Genomic DNA, 24042 nt, shown 5'->3' on the forward strand with positions numbered 1-24042 from the left:
CTTTGTAACGGCGTCGCTAAATGCACGGGAGGTATTGTCGCTTGGCACGGATCTGGCGTCGGTGATCCGATAGATCATATCGACAAGGAGCATCTCCATGAGCCTCAAGATTGTTGCGTCAACCTGCACAGGCTGCTCGGCTTGCGAGCCGCAATGTCCGAACGTCGCGATCACCGAGAAAGGCGGTGTGTTTGCCATCGACCCGAAGAAGTGCACGGAATGCGAAGGCCACTTCGATAGTCCGCAGTGCGTCGCTGTGTGCCCTGTGGACGGGTGCATAGTGCACTGTTAATCCCCGATCTTCGATTGGGTCGCGGTTGAGCGATCATCTGCCGCGCTGCAGCCTTTACCCGCGCCACTCGTCATCAAGGTTGCGTTGAATTCCCCTCTTGCACGCGGTGCTGGAGTCGTCGCGGAGCGGCTCCGAGGATACTCGCGTGCAGTTCGCCGCCGAACGGTCTCCGAGCGGACAGTTGCCGCCGATCTGGGCCTCCTTCAGTGGGCCGAGCCCAATCCACGCGTCCACATGCTCGGCATCGAAACCGACTACCCGCATGCCGCTAGCTTCCATCAGTGGACGGCGGATCAAAAGCGGTTCGGCAAGGAGGCACGCGAGCGCGCTTGCAGCATCCAGCAATTCGGGCGCGAGCCGACCCGACTTTATCTCGGGCGCCGCGCGGTTGAACCATTCGGGAACAAGCAGCGGCTCGAGGAAGGCGAACAGCGTTTTTGGCGTCCATGGCCAGCGCAGCAGATTGCGCACCTCGAGTGTGTGCCCGGCGGCGATGAGTAGCGCCTTCTGCGCCGCATTCGCGCTGCAGCCGGGTTTTTCGTAAAAAATCACGTGCGTCATTTCGGATCGATTTCAGCGGAATGATTTCACGGTTGGCCTTCGTGTAGGACGAGCGCAAAATTCGTGATCTTGAGATGCGCCGGTATGGTAAGAACTGTCATTGGCACTGCGGTATGCAGCAAATCTCGACACCGATAGCATGAGTCCACAGTACGGCATCTGCCGGCGATCGACCGGAAGCGTCGCGCACGGCAAGTCAAGGTCGCGGTCTGCCAAGATGTCCATCGCGCTGCGTCCGTCCGGCGCGCATAGTGTGACATTCGCGCCTTGCGCAATTAGCAACCGCATTACCTCGGTCCTGCCGTTCGCCGCTGCCTGCATGAGGCACGTGATACCGTCATCGTTCGCGTGGTCAATATCGATACCTGCATCGACGAGGCGAACGATCGATGCAGGTGAACCGCCGGTACTCGCATACCAAAGCGCGTTGTTGCCGGCGTCGTCGACCGCATAGATCTGCAAGCCAAGCGCGATGAGCGCGTTCATCACAGCGTGATCGTCTTGTCGCACGGCTAGCATCAATGGCGTAAGGCCGTTGACGCTGCGCGAAAGGGGATGAGGAAAGTCGTTCCGCGCGAGCCAAGTCGCGACTAGCGCGGGGAGAGGTGTCGCGTCATTGTCGGCGCGCAGTGCTCGCTCCGTGTCGGTGTCTCTTGATAGCGGTGTGAGAGGAAAAGGCATATTCATGGTCCTGTTGCAGTTGTAAGGTGGCGTCTGAGCCACGGGCGGGACGACTAAAGCGTGTGGGTGTGTTGGTGGCCAGCGCTGGCGCAACCACCATGCCAATCGACCCAATGCCACTCAGAGCGCGAGACGCGGGTTCAGCGGTCAGAGCGTGCGTTCCCTTCGCGACAAGGACTGCTCCGATTGTGCGGAAGCTGACATCGGAAGCGCAAGACACGACAGTCGCGCTCGCATCCCAATGTAGCTATCGAGGAGGACAACCGGAGAGAGGACCAAGCGGCGCAGCGGCGCGTTCCGCGCTGACGGAAATCATGGTGCGGAACTTGCGAGTTGGTGCGGACCAGATAGTCAGGAGCTTGTATGTCTGCCTCCCTCAAGGCAAAGATTGCCGAGGTCTTCGACGAACGCGGTTGCGAAAGGAACCAAGCCAAAAGCGAGAAGGAGCGCAAGACCGGCTGCACGAGGCAGCTCTCGCCAGGCGCGTCAGCGGGCGGCTGTGCGTTCGACGGCGCAAAGGTCGCGCTGCAGCCAGTCGTCGACGTGGCGCACCTCGTGCACGGGCCGATCGCGTGCGAAGGAAATTCCTGGGATAACCGCAATGCAGCATCGTCGGGCTCGACGCTCTATCGCACTGGCTTCACGACTGACATTAATGAACTCGACGTCGTATACGGCGGTGAGAGGCGGCTGTTCAGGAGCGTGCGCGAAATCATTGAGAAATACGACCCGCCCGCCGTGTTCGTCTATCAGACCTGCGTGACCGCGTTAATCGGCGACGACGTCGAGGCGGTTTGCAAGCGGGCGTCAGAAAAGTTCGGCAAACCCGTCGTTCCGGTGAACGCGCCCGGCTTCGCGGGCTCGAAGAATCTCGGTAACAAGCTCGGCGCCGAGGCGATTCTCGATTACGTGATCGGCACACGTGAGCCGGCACACACGACGTCATTCGACATCAACATCATCGGCGAATACAACCTGTCGGGCGAACTGTGGCAGACGAAGCCGCTCCTCGACGCTCTCGGTATTCGTATTCTTTCGTGCATTTCTGGCAACGGCCGATACGGCGAGATCGCGACTTCGCACCGGGCTAAGGTCAACGTGATGGTGTGCTCGAAGTCAATGATCAACATCGCGACGAAGATGGAGCAGCGCTACGGTATTCCGTATTTCGAGGGCTCCTTCTATGGGATAGGCGACGTAAGCGACACGCTGCGCCAGATGGTGAGGCTGCTGGTGCAACAGGGCGCACCCGATGACCTGATCGGGCGGACAGAGCGCCTGATTGCGGCAGAAGAGGCTCGGGCGTGGGGGCGGATCGCGCGGTACCGCAAGCGCCTGCAGGGCAAACGCGTACTGCTTATTACGGGCGGTGTGAAGTCGTGGTCTGTTGTCGCCGCGCTGCAGGAGGTCGGGCTCGAGATTGTCGGCACAAGCGTAAAGAAGAGTACCAAGGAGGATAGAGAGAGGATCCACGAGATTATGGGCGACGGTGCGCAGATGATCGACAATATGGCGCCACACGAGATGTACAAGATGCTGCGCGACGCAAGGGCCGACATCATGTTGTCCGGCGGGCGTTCGCAATTCGTTGCGCTGAAGGCGCGCATGCCCTGGCTCGATATCAACCAGGAGCGCCATCATCCATACGCCGGGTATGAGGGAATCGTCGAACTGGTGTGCGAAATCGACCGCGCGATGCACAACCCCGTTTGGCAGCAGGTCCGTATCCCGGCGCCGTGGGGGGACGACGGCGAGACGCTCGATGCCGTGCAGCGACAGGTACCCGAGCTCCCCACGCCCGTGCCGCCGCTGGAAAGCGTGCGCGCCCGCGCAGTAGGTGTCGAGTCGGCCTTCGCGTCTTAAGCACAGCGGGGAGCGGAGACAATGGCTGTCGTTGTCGAATCCAACAAGGCGTGTGCGGTCAACCCACTGAAGATGAGCCAGCCGTTAGGCGCGTGCTATGCGTTCATGGGGCTCGACGCGTGCATGCCGGTGATGCATGGTTCCCAGGGGTGTACGTCGTTCGGTCTCGTGCTGATGGTGCGCCATTTCAAGGAGGCTATCCCCCTGCAGACTACTGCAATGAACGAGGTCACGACCATTCTTGGCGGATACGACAACGTCGAAACAGCACTGTTGAATATCCACAAACGCGCGGCGCCAAAGGTCATTGCAGTCTGCTCGACAGGGCTCACTGAAACAAAGGGCGACGATGTCGAGGGCTATCTCGCGATGGTGCGCAAGCGCAAGCCAGAGCTGGATAGCACTGAGGTCATCTACGTGTCGACGCCAGACTATGTCGGTGGCTTCGAGGATGGCTATAGTCGTGCGCTCGGCGCGATCGTGAAGGCATTGGTAAAGCCGTTGCCGCGCGTCGCGAGGCAGGTAACGGTGCTGCCCGGTAGCCATCTGTCGCCGGGCGACATCGACGAACTGCGCACAACCATCAGCGCGTTCGGGCTCGATGCAATCGTGCTGCCGGACCTGTCTGGCTCGCTCGACGGTCACATCCCTCAGGACTGGCGCGGCACGACGCTTGGCGGTACGACGCTAGATCGGATACGTGCTGCCGGTGCATCGGCATTGACAATCGGCGTGGGCGAGCAGACCCGCGAGGGGGCTCAGGCGCTAGAGGCGCTGGCAGGTACGCCGTTCGAAATCTTCGAGCGGCTCACCGGACTGGAACCAAACGATCGGTTGCTACATCGCCTTGCTCAGCTGTCGGGCCGGTCGGTTCCTGCAAAGTACTGCCGGCAACGTAGCCAACTGCTGGATGCAATGCTCGACGGACACTTCTACACGGGCGGCATCAAGGTGGCGCTCGGCGCCGAGCCGGACCTGCTGCTCGCGCTCGGTTCACTGCTGCACGAGATGGGCGCCGAACTATCGGTCTGCGTCAGCACGACCGCGTCGCCATCGCACGCACTTCTGCCTGCAAGCGAAGTCGTGCTCGGCGATCTCGAAGACATAGAGAGCGCCGCAAGCGGCTGCGATCTCCTTATCACAAATTCCCACGGTCGGCAGATGGCAGAGCGCCTCAGCAAGCCGCTCATGCGCGTAGGCTTTCCCGTGTTCGACAGGATCGGAAATGCTCACCGCTGCCAAGTCGGCTACCGAGGCACGATGAACCTCATCTTCGAGGTCGCAAACCTGATGATCGAGCAGATTCCTCGCTACGGCCCCGCCGACTGGGCGCTTGCGCAGTCGGCGGCTGATCTGGCCGCGCGCGATCCCGCCCGAGGAGTAGAGATTCCGGTCGCTGCGACCGGCTACGAATGTTACGAGGAGCCCACCCCATGAAAATCGCATTTGCAACTCAGGACAAAGTGCACATCGACGCACACTTCGGCTCGGCGAAGACTATTGTCACGTACGACGTGACGACCGACGGCCATAAGTTTGTCCAGGCGTTCGACTTCGGCGGCGATCTGGAGGAGGACGGTGACGACGACAAGCTCGCGCCCAAGCTCGAGGCCGTCCGAGACTGCGCGATCCTGTATGTCGCCGCGATTGGCGGCGCGGGGGCGGCGCGCGTCGTGGCGCTAAAGATCCATCCGATCAAGGTGCCGCGGGCAGAGCTGATCGAAGATGTTCTCGAGAAGGTGAGCGGCGTGCTGAAAGGTACGCCACCGCCCTGGCTGCGCAAAGCGCTCGCGAAGGACCGGCCGCGGTCGTACGATTTTGCTCAGGACGACGAGGTAGCTCATGAGTGAAGGCAATCTTGAGAAGGACGCCGTCGATGCGGCGAGCGAAGAGGTGCTTCTTGCAACCCCGTTCGTCCAGCAGCTGGTCTGGCAGCTGCGTGCGCAGCTGCCCCACGGCTCGTGGAATGGGAAAAGCGACCAGAGATTGCTGAAGCCGTACATCCTGACCGCGGAAGAGCGTCGCGCGATTCCGATCGTGGGCGACCCGAATCCCGAGACGCTCTTGCGGCTGGAGCTGTTCTATAACGCAATCGCGGTGGCGATTGAACTCGAAACTGGACAGATGGTCTCGCCGATGACGAAGATGAGCCATGAGGGCTTCGGGCGGATAGTGCTGATTGCGGGCCGGCTTGTGGTCGTCAACAAGCAGCTGCGCGAAGTGCACCGCTTCGGTTTTCCGTCGCTCGAGAAGCTGGCCAAGGCGGGCAGCAACCTGGTGAGTGAATCCATCGAAATGATCTGCGCCTGGCCGGCGGTTGCCAAGTACGGCGTGTGATGAGCGAGGAAATGATGAACACTACGGAAGTCATGAAGGCACGCCTCAAAAGGCTCCATGCACAGGCCCTGGAAGCGAAGTTTGAGCTGCACGATCTATCTGAGGAACTGCCGACGAATTGGGAGCGGATTCTGGCGGTTGCGCAGCGCTGCTACGACGCTCACGCTGCGCTGATGGAAGCGCGCAAGGCCGCAGCGGCGTCGGCGTGACCGTGCGGGAGATTGACGTGAGCGAGACTTTCAGTGTGAAGCTTCCGAGTGGCGAGATGTGGACACCGACCTTCGTGTCCACGCTCGACCAGGAGAAATGTATCGGCTGCGGACGATGCTTCCGGGTTTGTGCGCGTGGTGTACTAGAACTCGTGGGGCTTGACGCGAGCGGTACCTATGTTCCGCTCGACGGCGACGACAGCAATGACGACGAGTACGAAAAGAAAGTGATGACGATCGCGCACAGGGCCCCGTGCATTGGCTGTACCGCATGCGCGAGGATTTGTCCGAAAAAGTGCTACACGCACGCGGTGGCTCAGCTCTGACCAAGTCCGCACGGCTATGGAATTCCACGCGACTTTGATGCGCCATGCTGTAAGCGCCGACAGCCCGACGATACTGGCGCTCGCTGGCGTGCTTTCGACGGCGTTTGAGGTGGCGGGTGTGCACGTTCTGCCTATCCGTGGATTAGACGCCCTAGAAACCCAGTGGTTGCTTGCACACTGGTTTCCAGGTGCTGACAGTGCATTGTCGCTGGCATGGGACTCATCGGATGTAGCATTTCGGTGCGCGTCGCGGCACGACGAAATGGAAGACCTTGTAGTGTTGCTCGAGGCACATGCTGATCCAGGCGCCGGGACGACCGACGAAGTGCATTGCGTGGCCCACGCATTGGCCTGCGCGTTTCCGGGCGCTAATCACCTCTGGCAGGACCTGAGGCTCCCTTCGCGGCGCGAACTGTCGGCGTTGCTTGGCTACTGGTTTCCGCTGCTCGCGGCAAAAAACGTTTACGGCATGAAGTGGAAGAAGTTCTTTTACAAGCAACTGTGCGAACGCGAGGGGCTGGTTGTCTGCAAGGCGCCGAGCTGCGGCCTTTGTCCCGATTGGGCGCATTGCTTCGGGCCTGAGTAGGAAGCTCCTCCCGGAATAAGACTCACAAACGAGGTATCCGACCTATGACAGCCAGTGCTATGCGCACTTGTACGAGAGCGTGCGATGACGGCGTCTGATGAAGGGCGTCTTCACGCCCACCTCGCGAGTCTCGCCCATGAGCTGCAGTGGGTTGAGCGGGTACTGCTCGATGGTGGCGCGCTGAGTGAGTTGCTGGCAGGACGTCGATTTGTCTATGTCGGAGGTCGTCCACGAAGCAACGCAGTTTTGCGGGAGCGGTTGGCGCATAACGGGGGCACTTTCATCCATCACATTGCCCTGATTGACGCTGACGGAAGCGCCCGTGAGAGGCGATTTACAGCACTGTTGAGTGGTGTCGACGCTGTGCTGTGTCCGCTCGATACCATTGATCCAGAGTCGCTGTCCGCGCTGCGTATTCTCTGTTCGCGCCACGGCGTGCCGTGGATCGCATTGCGGACCTCGAGTGTGGCGAGCTTCGTGGCAGGTTTGCTGAAAGCGGCCTGCAAGCCGTGCCGTCGTGCAGCATTGCCGCACCGCGGATTCTGCATGAGGGGGTGAGTCATAGTACTCGGGCGGGATCCTTACAACGATGGCTGCCTTCCGGCGAACACGCGTGCCACGGTGCAGCGGCGGCTTGTGATCGCCGCGTTCCTCTAGCCGAACTTGAACAGTATGCCGTGCCCGCCGCGCGGGTACTCCCATTCGATGTTATCGTGGTCCGCACAGAGGATGCGGCAGCTGCCGCATTCCAGGCAGCCGTCGGCGATCAGTGTGACCGTGCCGTTGCTCTCGACTCTGTAGCACGATGCCGGGCAAACGAACGTGCAGCTTTTCTCGCCACATTCGTCGGTGCAGACGTCCGCATTCCTGATCTGGACGTGGGGCCGGCCCGTGTCCACGCGATAGCGGTTCTGAAAAAGCTTTTCCTCGATGTTGACAGCGATGTTGCTCATCGGAAGGCCCTCCAAAGCTTGTATGCATCGCCGACAAGGCCAGTGAGCGAGCGGCTTCTACGGAAGCTTGCCATGACCTCGTGCTTTTTGGTTTTCTTGTCGACGCCGTCGACAGTGAACATCGTGCGGGCCGCGTTTGCGACGAGGTCCGGGTATGTCGTAAAGAACTGTGGATTGCGGTGCAGGATGTTCGGCATGTCGCGATACTTGTATAGATCCTTCATCACGAAGCTGTCGTCAAGCGCGGCCTTATACACCGAAAGCTCGTTTGCGCCGTAACCGCGCCCGGCTGCTTTCGCCGCGATCACGGTCTCGGCGGCGAGGCGCCCGGTCGTCATTGCGAGGTTGGACCCTTCGCGATGCGCGGCATTGACGAAGCCACCCGAGTCTCCGACGATCATCCAGCCGTTGCCGTAAACCTGCGGAATCGCGTTGAAGCCGCCTTCTGGAATGAGGTGCGCGCAATACTCCTTCATTTCGCCACCGGCAATCAGCGGCGCGATTGCCGGATGATGCTTCATCTCTTCGAGCAGGACGTACGGGCTTGTGCGGTTTGGGTTTTTCTTGAAGTCGCTCAGCATGCAGCCGACGCCGATGGTCAGCGATTCTCTGTTCGTGTACAGGAAGCCTGTGCCCACCATCCCGTCGGTGATACGGCCGACCATCTCGATCACGACACCTTCCTCGTCGCCTATGTTGAAGCGCTGACCAATGGTCTCTTCTGGCATGAAGAGAATTTCCTTAACGGCCAGGGCAACGTTGCTCGCCTGAATTTCATTGTGAAAGCCGGCCTTTCGTGCGAGTGTCGAATTCACGCCGTCAGCGAGAATCACGACGCCGGCATAGACGTCGCCTTGTTCACGGTCGCATTGCACGCCGACGACCTGGTCGTTGTCCAAGATCAGGTGATTCACAGTCGTCTCGCAGATTAGCAACGCGCCGGCTTCGCGCACCTTTGATGAGAACCACTTGTCGAACTGCGCACGGATGATCGTGTAGCGGTTATATGGCGGCTTGTTGTAGTCGTCGCTGCGCAGGTGAGTGCCGACGAACGACGTTTCGTCGAGCATCCACATACGCTGTTCGATGATGTGGCGCTCGAGCGGCGCGTCGTCACGGAAATCGGGAATGATCTCTTCGAGTGCATTCGCATAGAGGATTGCGCCCTGCACGTTTTTGCTACCGGGATATTCGCCGCGTTCGATCTGCAGCACCTTCAGTCCGCTCTTGGCCATCACGTAGGCCGCGGCGTTGCCAGAAGGTCCGGCTCCGACGACGATCGCATCGAATTGCGAGGGTATTTTCATCCGATTCTCCTCACGCGATTGCTCTGTCGCATAGTGCCAGACGGTCTGCGCACGCGCGCGTGAGAGCCGGCAGTACCTGCAGTGCGTCGGCAATAATGCCGTAGTGCGCAAAGTCAAAAATCGGCGCGTTCGGGTCTGTGTTGATCGCGACGATTAGGTCCGAGCTTTCCATGCCGACGCGGTGCTGGATCGCTCCCGAGACGCCCGCCGCGATGTAGAGCTTCGGCCGTACCGTCTTCCCAGTCTGCCCAACCTGACGGTCGGCCTCGACCCAGCCCGCCTGCACGCAAGGACGTGTCGCGCCGACTTCGCCACCCAGCGCGCGCGCCAACTCGAAGACGAGGCGAAAGTTCTCAGGACTCTTCAGCCCCTTACCGCCGCTAACGATCACGTTCGCGTAGGGCAGGTTGATCCGGTTGCTCTCCGTATCGGCGATGAAGTCGATCAGTTTCGTCACGATGTCGGCCTCGATCATGTCAAGCGTCTCCTGAACGATCTCGCCGCCGCGGCCCGCCTGAATCTGCGGCATCGCCATGACGCGCGGGCGCACCGTCGCCATCTGCGGGCGGTACGCAAGCGTCATGATCGTACACAGCAGCGAGCCACCGAAAGTCGGCCGCGTGGCCGCGAGCGCGCGCGAGGTCGGGTCGATGTTCAGCGCCGTGCAGTCGGCGGTGAGGCCAGTGGCGAGCGTCGTCGCGACCGAGCCCGCGAGATCGCGGCCCATCGAGGTGGCGCCGAGCAGCAGGATCTCCGGCTGATACTTGTTGACGAGATCGGTCAGCCCCCTGGTGAACGGCTCATTGCGATAGCCGAGCAGCACTCGATCGTGAATGACGTACGCTTTATCGGCGCCGAAGCAGAAGGCCTCCTCGGCAAACTGCTCGAGAGGCTCATCGGAGCCGCCGAGCACCGCGACGGCGACGTCGCTGCCGAGCTTGTCCGCGAGCTTGCGTGCCTCACCGAGCAGTTCCCACGACACGCTGTGCACGTGGCCGCGGTCGTGCTCCAGGAAGACCCACACGCCCCTGTAGACTTTCAGGTGTTCGGGTAGTTCGAAGTTCCGGCCGCCGGCCGGTTTAGTGGGCGCGGCCGGCTTCTTGTCCGAGGTGGCGAGCGAGTTCATGAAGTCCTCTTCATCAGCAGGTCCGCCTCCAATGTCGGATGGCGGGTGAATAACTTATGCAGCAGTTTCAGCGACACGTCAGGCAGGCTCGACATGTTGAGTTCTAGCATCTCGGCTTTTTCGCTGCGCGGCGTCGGACCGAACACCTTGCTCACCACTGTCGGGGAGCCCTTTAACCCGATCTTGCTCACGTCCTCGATGCCAGCCTGCTCGCGGTTCCATTTGCGCACCGGAAAGCCCGCCGCATGAATCATCGCCGGCAGTGTCGCGAAGCGTAGCTCATTCGTGTTCTCCAGCATCGTCACCAAGCATGGCAGCGCAGTTTTCAGCACCTGTACGCCGCCTTCGGCGCGGCGCTCGACGACGATCGTGCGAGTACCCAGGTTGGTCTCTACGATCCTGGAAACGTAGGTGAGCAATTGCAAGCTCAAGCGCTTGGCGATGCCGGGGCCGACTTGCGCAGTGTCGCCGTCGATCGTCTGCTTGCCTGTGAAAACAATGTCCACTGCCTGTTCCTTCGTGATCTGTCGGATCGCGCTGGCGAGCGCATACGAGGTCGCGAGTGTGTCGGCGCCAGCGAACGCTCGATCGGTGACGAGCACCGCGTCATCGGCACCGTAGCTGATGCACTTGCGCAATACATCCTCGGCCTGTGGCGGTCCCATGCATAGCATCGTGACTTTGCCGCCGAAGCGGTCCTTCAGCCGCAGCGCTTCCTCCAGCGAGAACAGGTCGTATGGGTTGACAATCGCCGGCACGCCTTGGCGCATGATGGTGTTGGTGACAGGATGGACCCGGATCTGCGCTGAATCCGGAACCTGCTTGATGCAGACGACGATGTGCATTGCAGCACTCCGGGTTAGGCGGCGCCGCCGGCCGGTAATGACGCGTGCAGATTGTCGAGGGAGACTTGCTGTCGTCCGTCGACATCCTGGAACACCTTGAACACTTTCTCCGCCGCGGGCGTGGACACGACGAAATCGTTGTAGGCTTGTTGCAGCAGGCATTGATAGACGGTAAAGAGGCGCGTCTCATTGTCCTGCGGCACAGCTTCCTGTTGCCGGAGATACTGAAAGAAGCGTTTGAGGATGTGCAGGCGGCTGACATTCACCACCTTCTGGTCAAATGCAATGCCAAAGAATTGCAGGAAATCCTCGGCCGAGGAGAGGGTTTTCAGTTGCTCCATGAGTCCTTGCATGTCTTCTAATCCCTATTGAACGTACTTTGCCGGCTGAGTTCGAAGGAATCGATTCACTCGCGTGTTCTCCGGTGCTTCGCAATGCCGCCGGTGTGATTGCCAGGGTGCGGCGTAAAGACGCCGCTACGGGCAAATTCTCTTGTTGGAGAAGAGGATGCGGCCCGACGCACTCTTGATCAACCGACGAACTGCGAGCAGGGCCTCGGTATTGACCCCGGTGTCCCGTCCTAGAAAGTGCTGCGCGCCGACGACGATCTCTTCGAGTGCCGCATTGCCGGCTCCCGTGTCCAAGCAGTCGACTGTGGTGTTCGCGTGGGTGGCTCCCGCCCGCAGGGCAGCGAGCGTGTTGGCTGTGGCGAGTCCGAGGTCGTCGTGCGCGTGGATTTCGATCTCGAGGTCGACGGCATCGCGCAGCCTTGCGATGGCCTCGTAGGTCGAAAACGGATCGAGCACGCCAAGGGTATCGGCGAAGCGCACGCGCTGCGCGCCGTGTTGCTGCGCGCAGCGCGCCACTTGCACGAGGAAGGCGGGGTCTGTGCGCGAGGCGTCTTCCATGCCGAGGGAAATCTTGCGGTCGCTCTTCACTGCCTCGGCGATGACGCGCGCGATTTGCTCCAGCACCCATCTGCGCGGCTTTTGCAGCTTGTCCTGCAAACGAATGTCAGAAACGGGAATTGAGAGGTGGACGATATCGGCATTGCAGCGCAACGCCGCGGCAAGGTCTCGTGGAGTCAGGTGCCCCCATACCATTACACCGGCGTCGAGATTCAAGTCGACGATCGCCTTGATGCACGCGATTTCGTCTTCGCCCAGGGCGGGGATGCCGACTTCGATTTCGGCGACGCCGGCTCGAGACAGCGCCGCCGCGATCGCACATCTTTCCTCGAGCGTGAATGCGACGCCAGCAGTCTGTTCGCCGTCGCATAGGGTGGTGTCGTTGATGATCGGTACGGGCATTTGATCAATCTCTCCTGTTATCGCCCATAGGCTTTGGCGTAATAAACTGCATTCGGGCAATCGAACATCGGTAGGCTGCGTGAGTCGGCCTGGCGCCTCGAGGCTGCGTGCGCAGCGAAGGGAGGCCGTGCGGTGGAGACAGGTTGATGTGGCGTTTGCATCGTGCTGGTCATCGTTCAAGAGAGCGCGTCTCGCAGTTTGCAACGACCATGCCACCGTTGTTTTTATTGGCAACTCTCATTGCTTTTCGGTTGGGTTGTTAGTTTTGTCCGTTACATGCGCTGGGTCACAAGTCACGTTCGTTGTGTTTGCGACAGAAATCGGTGCGCTTGTTGCTTTTTTGGGGGCCGGTGCAACGAGATGAAACGCATGAGCGGCCCGTTTAGCCGGCGTTTCAGTGGACCGGGCGCGAATGGCATGGATCTGGCTGTCACCCGCCGTGTAGTCACTGTCGGTTGTGAGGAGAGATCGATGCAAGATAGCGCCAACGCCTGCACGCTGCCCGCTTCCGCCTACATCGACATCGGGCAGATAAAGCCCCTGGGATCGACCATCGAAGCGCCGGTCACGCGCAGCGGCTGCGGTTCCCAGCACGGTGATGGCGAGGCGGACTGCGGTTTGTCAGGCAGCCCCGAGGAGCTGCCGGCGGAGGTATGGGAAAAGGTCAAGAATCACCCATGCTACTCGGAAGATGCGCATCCCCATTACGCGCGCATGCATGTGGCAGTCGCGCCTGCATGCAACATCCAATGCAACTACTGTAACCGCAAGTACGACTGCTCGAACGAGTCGCGCCCCGGCGTCGTATCGCAGAAGCTGACCCCCGAGCAGGCTGTAAAAAAGGTGATGACGGTCGCGAACGAGATTCCGCAGATGACGGTGCTCGGAATCGCTGGGCCAGGCGATTCGCTGGCCAACCCTACGAAAACCTTTGACACCTTCCGGATGCTCCGGGAGCAGGCTGGTGACATCAAGTTGTGCCTGTCGACCAATGGTCTTGCGCTGCCGGACCTCGTGGACGAGATCTGCAGGTATGACATCGACCACGTGACGATCACCATCAACATGGTCGATCCGGCCGTCGGTGAAAAGATTTATTCGTGGATTTTCTGGGACCACCGCCGGGTGAAAGGCTACGAGGCCGCGCGCATCTTGCATGAGCGGCAGATGCAGGGACTCGAGATGCTGACTGCCCGTGGTGTACTCACGAAAGTCAACTCGGTCTTGATCCCGGGTGTCAACGACGCGCATCTGGTCGAGGTAAATCGTGAGGTAAAGAAGCGCGGTGCGTTCCTGCACAACATCATGCCGCTGATCTCAGAGCCCAAGCACGGCACGTACTTCGGCCTTAATGGCCAGCGCGGCCCGACCGCGCAGGAGCTGAAGGCTGTGCAGGACGCATGCAAAGGTGGTGCTAACGTAATGCGTCACTGTCGGCAGTGCCGCGCGGATGCGGTGGGCTTGCTGGGCCAGGACCGCAACGAGGAGTTCGCATTCGAGAACATTGAGCAAATGGAGGTCGTATATGACCTCGAGCGTCGCCGCAAATATCAGCGGCGGGTCGAGGTAGAGCGCAACGCGCAGCGCGAGGCGAAGCAAAAGGCGCTGGCCTTCTCACAGGCGGTCAGCATGGCCGGAGACGACCTGAAAGTGCTGGTCGCGGTCGCAACGAAGGGCGGCGGGCGCGTGAACGAGCATTTCGGCCACGCCTCGGAGTTCCAGATTATCGAGGTGAGCGCAACTAAAGTGCTCTTTATCGGCCATCGCAGGGTGGACCAATATTGCCAGGGCGGCTATGGCGACGAAGAGAATCTGCCATCGGTCGTTCGTGCGATCAACGATTGTCACGCGGTCCTGGTCGCGAAGATCGGCGAGTGTCCGCGCGATGAACTTTCGCACGAGGGCATTGAGCTGGTGGATAAGTACGTTGGCGAGATCATCGAGAATGCCGCACTTGCTTGGTTCAACGACTACCGCAGCCGCATCGGCAGTGGAGCGGTGGTGCATAAGTTTCGCGGTGACGCTGCGATCCGACAGGGTGCGTTGACGCGCACGACTGAGGCTCCCTGAACTTTGGCAGGAGCGACTCATGGGTGACATCAACCGCGACGACGACGCGATCGAGATAGCGTCCCCGCCGCGCTTCGGCTTTGGCGAGCGCGTGATCGCTCGCTCGCTTATCCGCAACGACGGCACGTACGCCGGCAGAGATATTGGGGAGGTACTCGTGAACAAGGGCGACGTCGGCTACGTCACCAACATCGGTACCTTCCTGCAGCAGTTCTACATCTACGCGGTTGACTTTGTGGAAAGTGGTCACCGAGTCGGCATGCGCGCAAAGGAACTATGCACGCTCGACAAACTGCCCGAAGACATCGTGGCGCGTCTCGGGGAGCGCGCCGCCGCGCTACGCACGATCGGTACGGGTTGCGCTGGCGAGACAGGCGGCGAGAGGGAATCTTCACGCACGCGCGAAACAAGATAGGGGTGCGCTGGATGAGCATCGAATTTATTCAGCCGGAGTATTCGTTGGGCATGCGCGTCATCGCGCTGGACGATCTCTGCAACGACGGCAGCTATCCGGATTGGGGCGAAGGAGGGCGCTTAGTTACAGCCGGCGCGCTCGGCGAGATTGTCAATGTTGGGCGGGTCGTCGAGACAGGCGAGCCAGTATACCTCGTCGATTTTGGCGGACAGGTTATCGGCTGCACCGAGGATGAGATCGCGCCTGCCCCCGCCGGACTGTTGCCCGAAGAACCGTGCCGGCGTGCGTAGTTCGCGTTCACTACACCTAGGAGGTTCCGTTGTGAAAGTCATGATCCGCAAGAACAGTATGGGCACACTGACCGCCTATGTACCCAAGAAGGACCTGGAGGAGCCGATTGTGTGGATGGCTCGGCCGCAGATGTGGGGCGGCCTCGTCACGCTCGCGAACGGCTGGCAGCTCGAGCTGCCCGAGATGGCGGCTGGCACGATGCTGCCCATTACGGTTCACGCTCGGCGCGTGAAGGACGAAGTGGATTGACGCGGCGGTCGCGTCGATCAGAGTCATTATCGAGTTGGCCTGCATGCGCCGACGAATGCCGTGCAGAAATCCGCGGGTGCTGAGCGACGGACCGGTATAGTGATGATCAGAAGCAAGCGCCGGACGCGTGCGCCGTGCGGCCGGGCTTCAAGACCGCCGATCGGCCAACCGCTTTGTGTTCCCGTCAGGAGCCCCTGCAGTGTGCCGTTACTGGAGTGACGTCGTTCAGCGGCTGGTGCCGTATATTCCGGGCGAGCAGCCCGCGCGTGCTGATCCGATTAAGCTCAACACCAATGAGAACCCGTACCCGCCGTCGCCGCGCGTCATCGCGGCGGTTGCACGCGAGCTGGGTCAATTGGGAGAGAGCCTCCGCCGCTATCCTGATCCGCTCGCGCGTCGACTCCGCGAGACAGTCGCGGCTCATCACGGCCTGAAGCCGGAGCAAATTTTTGCCGGGAACGGGTCGGACGAAGTGCTCGCGCACACCTTTCGGGCGCTGCTCAAACACGAGAAGCCGCTGCGCTTTCCGGACATTACGTATAGCTTTTACCCAACCTACGCACTGCTCTACGACGTGTGCTATGAAGCCATCCCGCTCGCCGACGACTTCTCGATTCGCTTGGAAGACTACCTCGGCGACGCGGGCGGCGTGCTGCTCGCCAATCCGAACGCACCGACCGGTCGTGCTCTTTCGCTCGCGGACATTGAGCAGATCGTTACGGCAAACCCGTCGTCGGTGGTCGTGATCGACGAGGCCTATGTCGATTTCGGTGCGCAATCGGCGCTCTCGCTGATCGACCACTATCCGAACCTGTTGGTCGTCCAAACGACGTCCAAGGCCCGGTCACTGGCGGGGATGCGGGTTGGCTTTGCATTCGGCCATGTATTGCTTATCGAAGCACTCAATCGCGTGAAGGACAGCTTCAACTCGTATCCTCTCGACCGGCTCGCGCAGGTTGCCGCTCAGGCCGCCTACGAGGACGATGACCATTTCCTGTCCAACTGCCAGCACGTGATCACTAGCCGCGAGCGGCTGAGGCAGGCGCTCGAGAGGCAAGGTTTCGACGTGGTGCCGTCCGCTGCCAACTTCCTTTTCGTGCGTCATGCGTCGTTCCACGCTGAAGCTCTGGCAAAACGCCTGAAAGATCGAGACATCTTCGTACGACACTTCAAGCTACCGCGAATCGACAGGCATCTGCGCATCACCGTCGGCACCGACGACGAGTGCGACGCACTCATTGCGGCGCTGCGCGAGATACTCGACTGACCGTATGGAATGGGACATCTACGTTGCCGCGTCCACTTTAGGCCGGGTCCAGCAGCTTTCTGCGCTCGCGTGCCGAGTAGTTACTTAAGTGTCCTTGACTTGCAGCCTGGCGCCGCGCCGATGCGACGATCGCCTTGCTTCGTCCAGGGGGAGCCGGGGCGGCGACCTGCTTGTCGAGCGCAGCACTGCCGCAGCGTGGACAGACGGCGATCGTGCCGGGCCGCACCAGTGTTTCGAACTGCAACCGGCAGTTTCGACATTGATATTGGTAAAGGGGCATAAGGAGACTCCTGTGTAAAGGAAAGATGCCGCGCAGCCCGCCGTGGCGGCAGCACAGCCCTCGAATGATTGCTGTGCCTGGCCGACTGCGCCTTCATGTCGGCGGCAGGGCAGTAGGGGCGCCGTGCACTGCAGTTCCAAGCCGCGATAGGCGGCTGATGTCGAGCGTCACGCGCGGTAGCGATTTCAATGCGCCCCGGCGCGCGCTCAAACGAACGTCAAACGGGCCGGTTTTCGTTTGGATTGCGCACTGGTCCCATCAGTTCGAGTCCCTCCGCATAGGTGATCGAGTCGAACGTGGCGTCGAATTTGATTCCGGCGTCAGCGATTGCGTCGAGTTTACCGGCTGTGTCCTTCTTCTTCAGGTCATTTTTCTCCAAGTAGAGCAGCTCAAGTATCTCGTTGTAGACGGTCGATTCCAGAATCGGAAGCACATAGAAGATTGCCTTCTCATACTGCACCTGGTAGCGCGTGCTCAGGTCAATGTTGTCGCAAAACAAGAAATACTTACCATTTGCTGATAGCGCGTCGCCGAGCACTTCTGCGACGTTCTTCAGGTGTTCGAAGCTTAGCAGCCAGCCGGCGAAGAACGGCAGATGCCGTTCGCCTACGTCGGCGACCGCCATGAATTGTTCGCAGGAAAGCTCGGGCGGACGCGCCTCGTCGGCGAGCCTCGGCGAGAAGCGCAGTGCGAGCTCGCCGCGAAAGCCGACTCGCCCGAACGTGTTCATGAATCCCTTGAAGACCGGGTTGAGTAGTCGACCTCCGTGCTCCAGCCGGGCGAGGGCGGTGTCATCAAGCTCCTTGCGGGTGAGCGTATCAGTCATTAGTTATTCCTTGTTTCCATAAATTGGGCGCAACGAGAACGCCGGTTCGTACTTGGTCGGATAAACGCGGCGGCTCGTCTGCCGCAATTGCGCATCCGACAACGGAATTGACTACGTAGTGTTGGCCGCTTGTTCGCAATAACTGCACCAGCGGCCACGTGATCAAGGGCATTGCTGAAGAGGGGCACACGAACGTAAAGGCGGCCCTCTGTGCTTTCAGTTTTGTTTGCGACAAAAGGCGCGCCCTTTGTCGGGAAGTCTACGTCGCTGACGTCAGCCGATGCGATTCTGGCAAGCGCGCCAGAAGCCCCGTCCTCCTGGGCGTGCGGGGACTCAGGTTGAGATGGCGCGAAAGCTGCTGGAGGGCGGTCCGCGCGGACGCGCTCCGGCCGATGCGCGATTGGACACAAGAAGACTGACGGATATCGCAGGCTGAAGGGATGGTAGCGGTTTTGCAGCGCTGAGATTTGCAACCCTGGTTTCAATATTTCTGAACAGGAGAACATTAATGACTCAACTTCGACAAATTGCCTTCTACGGTAAAGGCGGTATCGGCAAGTCGACGACATCGCAGAACACGCTCGCGGCGCTTAGTGATCTCGGGCAGAAAATCCTCATCGTCGGCTGCGACCCGAAGGCGGATTCGACTCGGCTGATCCTGCACGCGAAGGCACAGGACACGATCCTTTCGCTCGCGGCAGAAGCCGGCTCGGTAGAGGACCTTGAACTCGATGACGTGATGAAGATCGGCTACAAGAATATCCGCTGCGTCGAGTCCGGCGGTCCGGAACCGGGCGTCGGCTGCGCCGGACGCGGTGTCATTACCTCAATCAATTTCCTTGAGGAGAACGGCGCGTACGACGGTGTCGATTACGTTTCGTATGACGTGCTAGGCGACGTGGTGTGCGGAGGCTTCGCGATGCCGATTCGCGAGAACAAGGCCCAGGAGATCTACATCGTGATGTCCGGCGAGATGATGGCGATGTACGCAGCAAACAACATCTCGAAAGGCATCCTGAAGTACGCGAACAGTGGCGGCGTGCGCTTGGGCGGCCTCATCTGCAACGAGCGGAAGACCGACAAGGAGCTCGAACTCGCTGAGTCGCTCGCGAAAATGCTCGGCACGAAGCTCATTCACTTCGTGCCGCGCGACAACATCGTCCAGCACGCGGAGCTACGCCGGATGACGGTGATCGAGTACGCACCAGACAGCACGCAAGCGGCGCAGTATCGCGCACTGGCCGAGAAAGTCCACCATAACGCGGGCAATGGCGTGATCCCGACGCCGATCACCATGGATCAGCTCGAAGACCTGTTGATGGAGAAGGGCATCATGGTGCAAGTCGACGAGTCGCAAATCGGCAAGACCGCGGCGGAACTGGCCGCCTGACGAATGCTGGGCGACGGTCGCCGCGCATCTAAAGGTGGCCGGGTCCGGTGATGACGTTGCTCACTTATGGAACATTCAATGACCGCCACGGTTGAAGAACGCAAGGCCGCTAATAAGGCCTTGATAGACGAAGTCCTGAGGGCTTATCCGGACAAGATGGCCAAGCGGCGCGCCAAGCATTTGCGCTCCTTTGAGGAAGGCAAGCCCGATTGTGGCGTGAAATCCAACATCAAGTCGCTGCCTGGTGTAATGACGATCCGCGGCTGCGCGTATGCCGGCTCAAAAGGTGTCGTCTGGGGGCCGATCAAGGACATGGTCCACATCAGCCACGGGCCGGTCGGCTGTGGCCAGTACTCGTGGGGCGCGCGCCGCAACTACTACGTCGGCACCACGGGCATCGATTCTTTCGTCACCCTGCAGTTCACGTCTGACTTCCAGGAGAAGGATATCGTGTTCGGCGGTGACAAGAAGCTCGAAAAGATCATTGACGAGGTCCAGGAGCTTTTCCCGCTTAACAAGGGTATCTCGATTCAGAGCGAGTGTCCGATCGGCCTCATCGGTGACGACATCGAGGCGGTGTCGAAGAGGAAGAGCAAGCAGTACGGAGGACATACGATCGTGCCCGTGCGCTGCGAGGGTTTTCGCGGTGTATCGCAATCACTCGGGCATCACCTCGCGAACGACGCGATCCGTGATTGCGTGTTCGAGACCGATGACAGGAAGCGGTCCACGCTTGAGTCGACGCCCTACGACGTCGCGATCATCGGCGATTACAACATCGGCGGCGATGCGTGGTCGAGCCGTATCCTGCTCGAGGAGATGGGGCTGCGGGTGATCGCGCAGTGGTCCGGTGATGGCACGCTTGCCGAACTCCAAAACACGCCGAAATCGAAGCTCAACCTGTTGCACTGCTACCGATCAATGAACTATATCAGCCGTCACATGGAGGAGAAGTATGGCATTCCATGGGTCGAGTACAACTTTTTCGGCCCGACAATGATTGAAAAGAGCCTTCGGGAGATTGCGAGCCGATTCGATGACTCGATCAAGGCGAATGCGGAGATGGTGATCGCCAAATACCGTCCGTTGATGGATGCCGTTATCGCCAAGTATAAGCCACGCCTGCTTGGCAAAAAGGTAATGCTATTCGTAGGGGGCCTGCGCCCGCGCCATGTGATCGGTGCTTACGAGGACCTCGGCATGGAGGTGGTCGGCACCGGCTACGAGTTCGCACACAACGACGACTATCAGCGCACGGCGCACTACGTGAAGGACGGCACGCTGATCTACGACGACGTGACCGGCTACGAGTTCGAGAAGTTCGTCGAGCGAGTGCGGCCGGACCTCGTCGGCTCGGGCATCAAGGAAAAGTACGTGTTCCAGAAGATGGGCGTACCGTTCCGCCAGATGCACAGCTGGGATTACTCGGGCCCATACCACGGCTACGATGGCTTTGCGATCTTCGCGCGCGACATGGACATGGCGATCGCGAGTCCAGTCTGGAACCTGGCAAAGGCGCCGTGGAAGAAGGCCATGTAGGCGCGGCTAGTTGCGGCCGTGCCCCAGTGGTGCTGGCCGCGCGCTGCTTAGATTATTGATTCAGGAGCGATTCATGATCCAATCGGTCGAAAAGATTCTCGACTACGAACTGCTGTTTCGCGAGCCGGAGTATCAGGCAATCTTTCGCAACAAGAAGGAAAACTTCGAATTCAATCATTCTGAAGAGGCCGTCAAGCGGGCTGTCGAATGGACGACGACAGAGGACTACAAGCAGAAGAACTTCGCTCGCGAATCGCTAACCATCAACCCGGCAAAGGCGTGCCAGCCCCTCGGCGCGGTATACGTCGCCAACGGATTTCACAAGACGCTACCATTTGTACACGGATCGCAGGGCTGCGTCGCCTACTATCGCTCACATTTCTCGCGGCATTTCAAAGAGCCCACTTCTTGCGTGAGCTCGTCGATGACCGAGGACGCTGCGGTGTTCGGCGGCCTGAACAACATGGTGGATGGGCTCTCGAACGCATATAGTTTGTACAGGCCGGAGATGATCGCGGTATCGACAACATGCATGGCGGAGGTGATCGGGGACGACCTCGACGCGTTCATCAAGAACAGTAAGCAAAAGGGTAGCGTGCCGGAGGACTATGATGTGCCATTTGCGCATACGCCGGCGTTCGTCGGCAGTCACGTGACCGGCTACGACAACGCGCTGCTCGGCATTCTCAAACACTTCTGGGACGGGAAGGCCGGGACAACCGAACCGCTTGCACGGATGCCGGACGACAGCGTGAATTTCATTGGCGGCTTCGACGGGTTCGTGGTCGGAAACATGAAAGAGATTCGCCGGATTTTTGAACTGTTCGGCGTCACGGTCAACGTCATCTGCGATCCGTCCGGGACATGGAACACGCCGACAGACGGCGAATTCCGGATGTACGAGGGAGGGACGACAAAGGAAGAGGTCGAGCGTGCGCTCAATGCGAGGGCGACGTTCGTGTTCCAGCAGTATTGCTGCGAGAAGACCAGCAAGTTCATTGCGGAGCACGGCCAGGAGGTCGTCATACTCAATGCACCCGTTGGCGTTGCGGGTACCGACGATTTCCTGATGGAGATTTCACGCGTGACGGGCAAACCAATTCCGACTGAACTCGAAAAGGAGCGCGGCCAGCTCGTCGATGCCATCGCGGATAGCCAGGCGATTCTGCACGGGAAGCGCTACGCCCTCTACGGCGATCCGGATCAGATGCTCGGCTACACAAGGTTCCTGCTCGAGCTCGGCGCAGAGCCGGCGCACGTGCTTGCGACGAATGGCAACGACGACTGGGCGGCGAAGGTACAGGCGCTGTTCGACGCGTCGCCGTACGGTGTGGAATGCAAGGTCTACCCAAAGCGTGACCTTTGGCATCTGCGCTCATTGCTGTTCACGGAACCGGTGGATTTCCTTATCGGCAACACCTATGGGAAATATCTCGAACGCGACACGAAGACGCCGCTCGTGCGACTTATCTTTCCGATTTTTGACCGCCACCACTACCACCGGTACCCGACGTGGGGATATGCCGGTGCATTGCGACTTCTCGTGACGCTGCTCGACGAACATTTTGAGGCGCTCGATGTAAATACCATCGCGGTGTCGAAGACCGACTACGGTTACGACATCGTGCGCTGAGGGCGGCGCGGTTATCGCCATCTGGCAGTAGCGACAGATTCAATGATCGTCTTCGGCCATATTGGTCGTTAGCGTCTGAGAGCCCGGTTCCCTCGGATCCACCTAATGTCATTGCTTTAATGCATCAACGGATTGAGACGGACTCGGCTAGGCGGCGTTTCTTCGAATTGGAACCGTGATCGGCACGCTGTTGAGAAAGTCCGACAGCCGCGAGAATCACAATCGGGCAAAGGCTATCCTCTCGGAAATGCTGGAAGGCTTGCCGCTGTTTTGCACGCGTTGGCTTGCTGGTCAGGCTCAATGAGCCGAGGGGATCTTGCTACCGATCTGGCGTCGATGGTTTCACTCTGTCGCGATGGGATCCTGGGCCGCCAGATGGCCCTTCGTATTTATATCGGAAGCATTCCTCAATCCAAGGTTCGTTCCCGCTATGACACGGTGCGCCACATGCTGAGCGCCGGCCGGTCATGAGCGCGGCACGCAGGAAAAGGCGAGGCGTCGGTGGATGCGCACTTCGCAGGCAGCCGCCCGGGTGCTGCCGAGTCCGGCAGCCGTTGATGCTCAATATCGCGAGCGCTCCATATCCTCCAATACCGGCTTTAACAGTGGGATGAATGATGAATGTCAGTGAAAAGATCGCCGCCGTCCGCGCACAGTTCCCGGTGAACCAAACGGTTTCTCTATCTTGACTCGGCGCATCAGACGTCGCTCTCCGCGAAGGTTCGCGACGCGCTCGAAGAGTTCATGTCCGAGGGCTACGAAATGGCGGGACCGAAGCCCGTATTGTTGCGTCGTGCCGCGGAGACCCGGGAGCGAGTGGCAAAGCTCTTCAACGCAGCCCCCGGCGAAATCGCGTTCACGAAGAATACGTCGAAAGGCCTGAACATCGCCGCCAATGCTCGGCTTTCGCTTCGCGCCAGTTGCCTTTGAATCAAGGACCATGGCATTACTTGCAGCATGAGCTGCCGCGGTGATTGTTGGGACAACGCTGCGATGAAGAGCTTCTTCCCACGCTCGAGACGGAGCGCCTCAGTCGCAGCGTCTATCGCACGCGCAATGATGCCCGCGCAGACGTCTTCGACTACATCGAGCGCTTCTACAATCAACAACGCAGGCACTCGATTCTCAACTTCGTTAGCCCGGTTCAGTTCAAGCAAGGCCTAATGGGCTAGCAAGGTCGTCCGGGAAACTGGGGCAAGGCCAGTCCTCCATGTCTCAATGCGTTGCATCGTGGCGTGCGGTATTTGGCCTCTGCACCTTGGCCAGTTCGACTGTCATCCAGATCAGGTCCTTCGACTCAAACGTCGATTCCCAAACAGCTTTACCCACTTCAGCCAGCTTGGCTGCGTCGGCTTCATCGATCTCTCCGAGCACCGGCTGGGAAAGATCCTCAGTGGTCGGTCCATACTGGACGATGAATTTTTGACCCGTGGACTGCGAGAAACGGATCCGGCCAATCGGCGCGTCGCAGATGCGTTCGCGCAGACGAATCGGCGCCGTGCTGACGAACGGCGACCATGCGTACATCGACTCGCCCGTCACGACGGCGTGATCCTGGATGGTCGTAAAGGGGAGCGCAGCGACGAGATCTGCGCACAGTTCCGGGTTCTCTTTGGTGGCCAGTGTGGCGTTGACCGTGATGTTCAACGGCTTCCACGTGATCCGGATCCGTTGACCGCTGCGGAT

General features: G+C 60.0%; 26 protein-coding genes and 4 pseudogenes. 19 read left to right on the forward strand and 11 right to left on the reverse strand.

Translation table 11 applies throughout. The annotated features are described in order from the left end of the window. Nucleotides 1–97: 97 nt before the first annotated feature. A complete protein-coding gene (locus tag B0G57_RS28865) occupies nt 98–292 on the forward strand; it encodes a 4Fe-4S binding protein (RefSeq protein ID WP_102607351.1) in 195 nt (64 codons plus the stop codon). A gap of 54 nt (nt 293–346) precedes the next feature. Here B0G57_RS28865 and B0G57_RS28870 read toward each other — a convergent pair whose 3' ends face one another. Together B0G57_RS28870 and B0G57_RS28875 are read right to left on the reverse strand one after the other, a co-directional pair. After that, a complete protein-coding gene (locus tag B0G57_RS28870; RefSeq protein ID WP_102607352.1) occupies nt 347–853 on the reverse strand; it encodes an ArsC/Spx/MgsR family protein in 507 nt (168 codons plus the stop codon). Nucleotides 854–865: 12 nt separating this feature from the next. After that, a complete protein-coding gene (locus B0G57_RS28875; RefSeq protein ID WP_317615755.1) occupies nt 866–1540 on the reverse strand; it encodes an ankyrin repeat domain-containing protein in 675 nt (224 codons plus the stop codon). 357 nt (nt 1541–1897) lie between these two features. Here B0G57_RS28875 and nifE point away from each other — a divergent pair, with 357 nt between their 5' ends. The 8 genes from nifE to B0G57_RS28915 all read left to right on the forward strand — a co-directional run bounded on the left by nifE (nt 1898) and on the right by B0G57_RS28915 (nt 7413). Then, a complete protein-coding gene (gene nifE, locus B0G57_RS28880; RefSeq protein ID WP_102607353.1) occupies nt 1898–3397 on the forward strand; it encodes a nitrogenase iron-molybdenum cofactor biosynthesis protein NifE in 1500 nt (499 codons plus the stop codon). A 21-nt stretch (nt 3398–3418) separates the two neighbouring features. After that, the gene (gene nifN, locus B0G57_RS28885; RefSeq protein WP_102607354.1) at nt 3419–4834 is read left to right on the forward strand and encodes a nitrogenase iron-molybdenum cofactor biosynthesis protein NifN; all 1416 of its coding nucleotides are present in this window, start codon (nt 3419–3421) and stop codon (nt 4832–4834) included. Next, the gene (gene nifX, locus B0G57_RS28890; protein ID WP_102607355.1) at nt 4831–5247 is read left to right on the forward strand and encodes a nitrogen fixation protein NifX; all 417 of its coding nucleotides are present in this window, start codon (nt 4831–4833) and stop codon (nt 5245–5247) included. The genes nifN and nifX overlap by 4 nt, the downstream gene beginning before the upstream one ends. After that, the gene (locus B0G57_RS28895) at nt 5240–5734 is read left to right on the forward strand and encodes a NifX-associated nitrogen fixation protein (RefSeq protein ID WP_102607356.1); all 495 of its coding nucleotides are present in this window, start codon (nt 5240–5242) and stop codon (nt 5732–5734) included. Before nifX ends, B0G57_RS28895 begins: the two co-directional genes overlap by 8 nt. Next, complete coding sequence (locus B0G57_RS28900; protein WP_223258764.1) at nt 5734–5943, forward strand: CCE_0567 family metalloprotein; 210 nt, start codon at nt 5734–5736, stop codon at nt 5941–5943. Before B0G57_RS28895 ends, B0G57_RS28900 begins: the two co-directional genes overlap by 1 nt. 17 nt (nt 5944–5960) lie before the next feature. Next, entirely contained in the window at nt 5961–6269 is a 309-nt protein-coding gene (gene fdxB, locus B0G57_RS28905) for a ferredoxin III, nif-specific (RefSeq protein WP_102607400.1), read from the forward strand. A gap of 16 nt (nt 6270–6285) precedes the next feature. Next, nucleotides 6286–6855 carry a nitrogen fixation protein NifQ gene (locus tag B0G57_RS28910; RefSeq protein WP_102607357.1) on the forward strand — a complete coding sequence of 190 codons (570 nt, stop codon included), beginning with the start codon at nt 6286–6288 and terminating at the stop codon, nt 6853–6855. An 84-nt stretch (nt 6856–6939) separates the two neighbouring features. Continuing rightward, nucleotides 6940–7413, forward strand: coding sequence for a DUF2325 domain-containing protein (locus B0G57_RS28915; protein WP_102607358.1), 474 nt, complete (start codon nt 6940–6942; stop codon nt 7411–7413). A gap of 95 nt (nt 7414–7508) precedes the next feature. Here the strand turns inward: B0G57_RS28915 and B0G57_RS28920 are convergent, their stop codons facing one another. The 6 genes and pseudogenes from B0G57_RS28920 to B0G57_RS28945 all read right to left on the reverse strand — a co-directional run. Next, on the reverse strand, nt 7509–7808 hold the full coding sequence (locus B0G57_RS28920) for a ferredoxin family protein (RefSeq protein ID WP_102607359.1): 300 nt from the start codon (nt 7806–7808) through the stop codon (nt 7509–7511). Further along, on the reverse strand, nt 7805–9115 hold the full coding sequence (locus B0G57_RS28925; RefSeq protein WP_102607360.1) for an FAD-dependent oxidoreductase: 1311 nt from the start codon (nt 9113–9115) through the stop codon (nt 7805–7807). Before B0G57_RS28925 ends, B0G57_RS28920 begins: the two co-directional genes overlap by 4 nt. Nucleotides 9116–9125: 10 nt before the next feature. Continuing rightward, nucleotides 9126–10241: an electron transfer flavoprotein subunit alpha/FixB family protein gene (locus B0G57_RS28930; RefSeq protein WP_102607361.1), complete on the reverse strand. Its 1116-nt coding sequence runs from the start codon at nt 10239–10241 to the stop codon at nt 9126–9128. Then, nucleotides 10238–11086: an electron transfer flavoprotein subunit beta/FixA family protein gene (locus B0G57_RS28935; protein WP_102607362.1), complete on the reverse strand. Its 849-nt coding sequence runs from the start codon at nt 11084–11086 to the stop codon at nt 10238–10240. Before B0G57_RS28935 ends, B0G57_RS28930 begins: the two co-directional genes overlap by 4 nt. A gap of 14 nt (nt 11087–11100) precedes the next feature. Then, nucleotides 11101–11439, reverse strand: coding sequence for a nitrogenase stabilizing/protective protein NifW (nifW, locus tag B0G57_RS28940; RefSeq protein WP_102607363.1), 339 nt, complete (start codon nt 11437–11439; stop codon nt 11101–11103). A gap of 56 nt (nt 11440–11495) precedes the next feature. Further along, nucleotides 11496–12396 (reverse strand): annotated as a pseudogene (locus B0G57_RS28945) (homocitrate synthase); the annotation flags it as partial. A 471-nt stretch (nt 12397–12867) separates the two neighbouring features. On the opposite strand from B0G57_RS28945, the gene nifB reads away from it, so the two are divergent. From nifB to hisC, 5 genes are all read left to right on the forward strand, one after another. Further along, nucleotides 12868–14466 carry a nitrogenase cofactor biosynthesis protein NifB gene (nifB, locus tag B0G57_RS28950; RefSeq protein WP_102607364.1) on the forward strand — a complete coding sequence of 533 codons (1599 nt, stop codon included), beginning with the start codon at nt 12868–12870 and terminating at the stop codon, nt 14464–14466. A 19-nt stretch (nt 14467–14485) separates the two neighbouring features. Continuing rightward, nucleotides 14486–14881 (forward strand): nitrogen fixation protein NifZ, encoded by a 396-nt coding sequence (locus B0G57_RS28955; RefSeq protein ID WP_102607365.1) that lies wholly within the window; start codon nt 14486–14488, stop codon nt 14879–14881. Nucleotides 14882–14892: 11 nt separating this feature from the next. Further along, on the forward strand, nt 14893–15171 hold the full coding sequence (locus B0G57_RS28960; RefSeq protein ID WP_102607401.1) for a nitrogen fixation protein NifZ: 279 nt from the start codon (nt 14893–14895) through the stop codon (nt 15169–15171). 31 nt (nt 15172–15202) lie between these two features. Further along, nucleotides 15203–15421 (forward strand): putative nitrogen fixation protein NifT, encoded by a 219-nt coding sequence (gene nifT / locus B0G57_RS28965; protein ID WP_102607366.1) that lies wholly within the window; start codon nt 15203–15205, stop codon nt 15419–15421. 199 nt (nt 15422–15620) lie between these two features. After that, on the forward strand, nt 15621–16688 hold the full coding sequence (hisC, locus tag B0G57_RS28970; protein ID WP_102607367.1) for a histidinol-phosphate transaminase: 1068 nt from the start codon (nt 15621–15623) through the stop codon (nt 16686–16688). 37 nt (nt 16689–16725) lie between these two features. Here the strand turns inward: hisC and B0G57_RS28975 are convergent, their stop codons facing one another. Beyond that, nucleotides 16726–16968 (reverse strand): FmdB family zinc ribbon protein, encoded by a 243-nt coding sequence (locus tag B0G57_RS28975; protein ID WP_102607368.1) that lies wholly within the window; start codon nt 16966–16968, stop codon nt 16726–16728. A gap of 217 nt (nt 16969–17185) precedes the next feature. After that, entirely contained in the window at nt 17186–17794 is a 609-nt protein-coding gene (locus tag B0G57_RS28980) for a hypothetical protein (RefSeq protein WP_102607369.1), read from the reverse strand. 508 nt (nt 17795–18302) lie between these two features. Here B0G57_RS28980 and nifH point away from each other — a divergent pair. From nifH to B0G57_RS29005, 5 genes and pseudogenes are all read left to right on the forward strand, one after another. After that, complete coding sequence (nifH, locus tag B0G57_RS28985; protein WP_102607370.1) at nt 18303–19184, forward strand: nitrogenase iron protein; 882 nt, start codon at nt 18303–18305, stop codon at nt 19182–19184. Nucleotides 19185–19262: 78 nt separating this feature from the next. Then, entirely contained in the window at nt 19263–20723 is a 1461-nt protein-coding gene (gene nifD, locus B0G57_RS28990) for a nitrogenase molybdenum-iron protein alpha chain (protein WP_102607402.1), read from the forward strand. Between the two features lie 73 nt (nt 20724–20796). Next, nucleotides 20797–22356: a nitrogenase molybdenum-iron protein subunit beta gene (gene nifK, locus B0G57_RS28995; RefSeq protein WP_102607371.1), complete on the forward strand. Its 1560-nt coding sequence runs from the start codon at nt 20797–20799 to the stop codon at nt 22354–22356. 741 nt (nt 22357–23097) lie between these two features. Further along, a pseudogene (locus B0G57_RS29000) lies at nt 23098–23286 on the forward strand (aminotransferase class V-fold PLP-dependent enzyme); the annotation flags it as partial. A 6-nt stretch (nt 23287–23292) separates the two neighbouring features. Next, nucleotides 23293–23528: pseudogene (locus B0G57_RS29005) on the forward strand (IS3 family transposase); the annotation flags it as partial. 43 nt (nt 23529–23571) lie between these two features. Here B0G57_RS29005 and B0G57_RS29010 read toward each other — a convergent pair. Continuing rightward, nucleotides 23572–24042, reverse strand: a pseudogene (locus tag B0G57_RS29010) (hypothetical protein); the annotation flags it as partial.

This window comes from Trinickia symbiotica (genome assembly GCF_002934455.1).
In the GTDB taxonomy this organism is placed as follows: Bacteria; Pseudomonadota; Gammaproteobacteria; order Burkholderiales; family Burkholderiaceae; genus Trinickia; species Trinickia symbiotica.

Excerpts from the sequence above, each read along its gene's own strand:
- B0G57_RS28930 (WP_102607361.1), bottom strand. The coding sequence starts at position 10,241 with ATGAACTCGCTCGCCACCTCGGACAAGAAGCCGGCCGCGCCCACTAAA.
- nifH (WP_102607370.1), top strand. The coding sequence starts at position 18,303 with ATGACTCAACTTCGACAAATTGCCTTCTACGGTAAAGGCGGTATCGGC.
- B0G57_RS28955 (WP_102607365.1), top strand. The coding sequence starts at position 14,486 with ATGGGTGACATCAACCGCGACGACGACGCGATCGAGATAGCGTCCCCG.
- B0G57_RS28975 (WP_102607368.1), bottom strand. The coding sequence starts at position 16,968 with ATGCCCCTTTACCAATATCAATGTCGAAACTGCCGGTTGCAGTTCGAA.
- B0G57_RS28925 (WP_102607360.1), bottom strand. The coding sequence starts at position 9,115 with ATGAAAATACCCTCGCAATTCGATGCGATCGTCGTCGGAGCCGGACCT.
- nifB (WP_102607364.1), top strand. The coding sequence starts at position 12,868 with ATGCAAGATAGCGCCAACGCCTGCACGCTGCCCGCTTCCGCCTACATC.
- B0G57_RS28980 (WP_102607369.1), bottom strand. The coding sequence starts at position 17,794 with ATGACTGATACGCTCACCCGCAAGGAGCTTGATGACACCGCCCTCGCC.
- nifW (WP_102607363.1), bottom strand. The coding sequence starts at position 11,439 with ATGCAAGGACTCATGGAGCAACTGAAAACCCTCTCCTCGGCCGAGGAT.
- nifN (WP_102607354.1), top strand. The coding sequence starts at position 3,419 with ATGGCTGTCGTTGTCGAATCCAACAAGGCGTGTGCGGTCAACCCACTG.
- nifX (WP_102607355.1), top strand. The coding sequence starts at position 4,831 with ATGAAAATCGCATTTGCAACTCAGGACAAAGTGCACATCGACGCACAC.
- B0G57_RS28895 (WP_102607356.1), top strand. The coding sequence starts at position 5,240 with ATGAGTGAAGGCAATCTTGAGAAGGACGCCGTCGATGCGGCGAGCGAA.
- B0G57_RS28870 (WP_102607352.1), bottom strand. The coding sequence starts at position 853 with ATGACGCACGTGATTTTTTACGAAAAACCCGGCTGCAGCGCGAATGCG.
- B0G57_RS28910 (WP_102607357.1), top strand. The coding sequence starts at position 6,286 with ATGGAATTCCACGCGACTTTGATGCGCCATGCTGTAAGCGCCGACAGC.
- B0G57_RS28900 (WP_223258764.1), top strand. The coding sequence starts at position 5,734 with ATGAGCGAGGAAATGATGAACACTACGGAAGTCATGAAGGCACGCCTC.
- B0G57_RS28875 (WP_317615755.1), bottom strand. The coding sequence starts at position 1,540 with ATGAATATGCCTTTTCCTCTCACACCGCTATCAAGAGACACCGACACG.
- B0G57_RS28865 (WP_102607351.1), top strand. The coding sequence starts at position 98 with ATGAGCCTCAAGATTGTTGCGTCAACCTGCACAGGCTGCTCGGCTTGC.
- B0G57_RS28920 (WP_102607359.1), bottom strand. The coding sequence starts at position 7,808 with ATGAGCAACATCGCTGTCAACATCGAGGAAAAGCTTTTTCAGAACCGC.
- B0G57_RS28960 (WP_102607401.1), top strand. The coding sequence starts at position 14,893 with ATGAGCATCGAATTTATTCAGCCGGAGTATTCGTTGGGCATGCGCGTC.
- nifD (WP_102607402.1), top strand. The coding sequence starts at position 19,263 with ATGACCGCCACGGTTGAAGAACGCAAGGCCGCTAATAAGGCCTTGATA.
- nifK (WP_102607371.1), top strand. The coding sequence starts at position 20,797 with ATGATCCAATCGGTCGAAAAGATTCTCGACTACGAACTGCTGTTTCGC.
- B0G57_RS28935 (WP_102607362.1), bottom strand. The coding sequence starts at position 11,086 with ATGCACATCGTCGTCTGCATCAAGCAGGTTCCGGATTCAGCGCAGATC.
- B0G57_RS28915 (WP_102607358.1), top strand. The coding sequence starts at position 6,940 with ATGACGGCGTCTGATGAAGGGCGTCTTCACGCCCACCTCGCGAGTCTC.
- nifE (WP_102607353.1), top strand. The coding sequence starts at position 1,898 with ATGTCTGCCTCCCTCAAGGCAAAGATTGCCGAGGTCTTCGACGAACGC.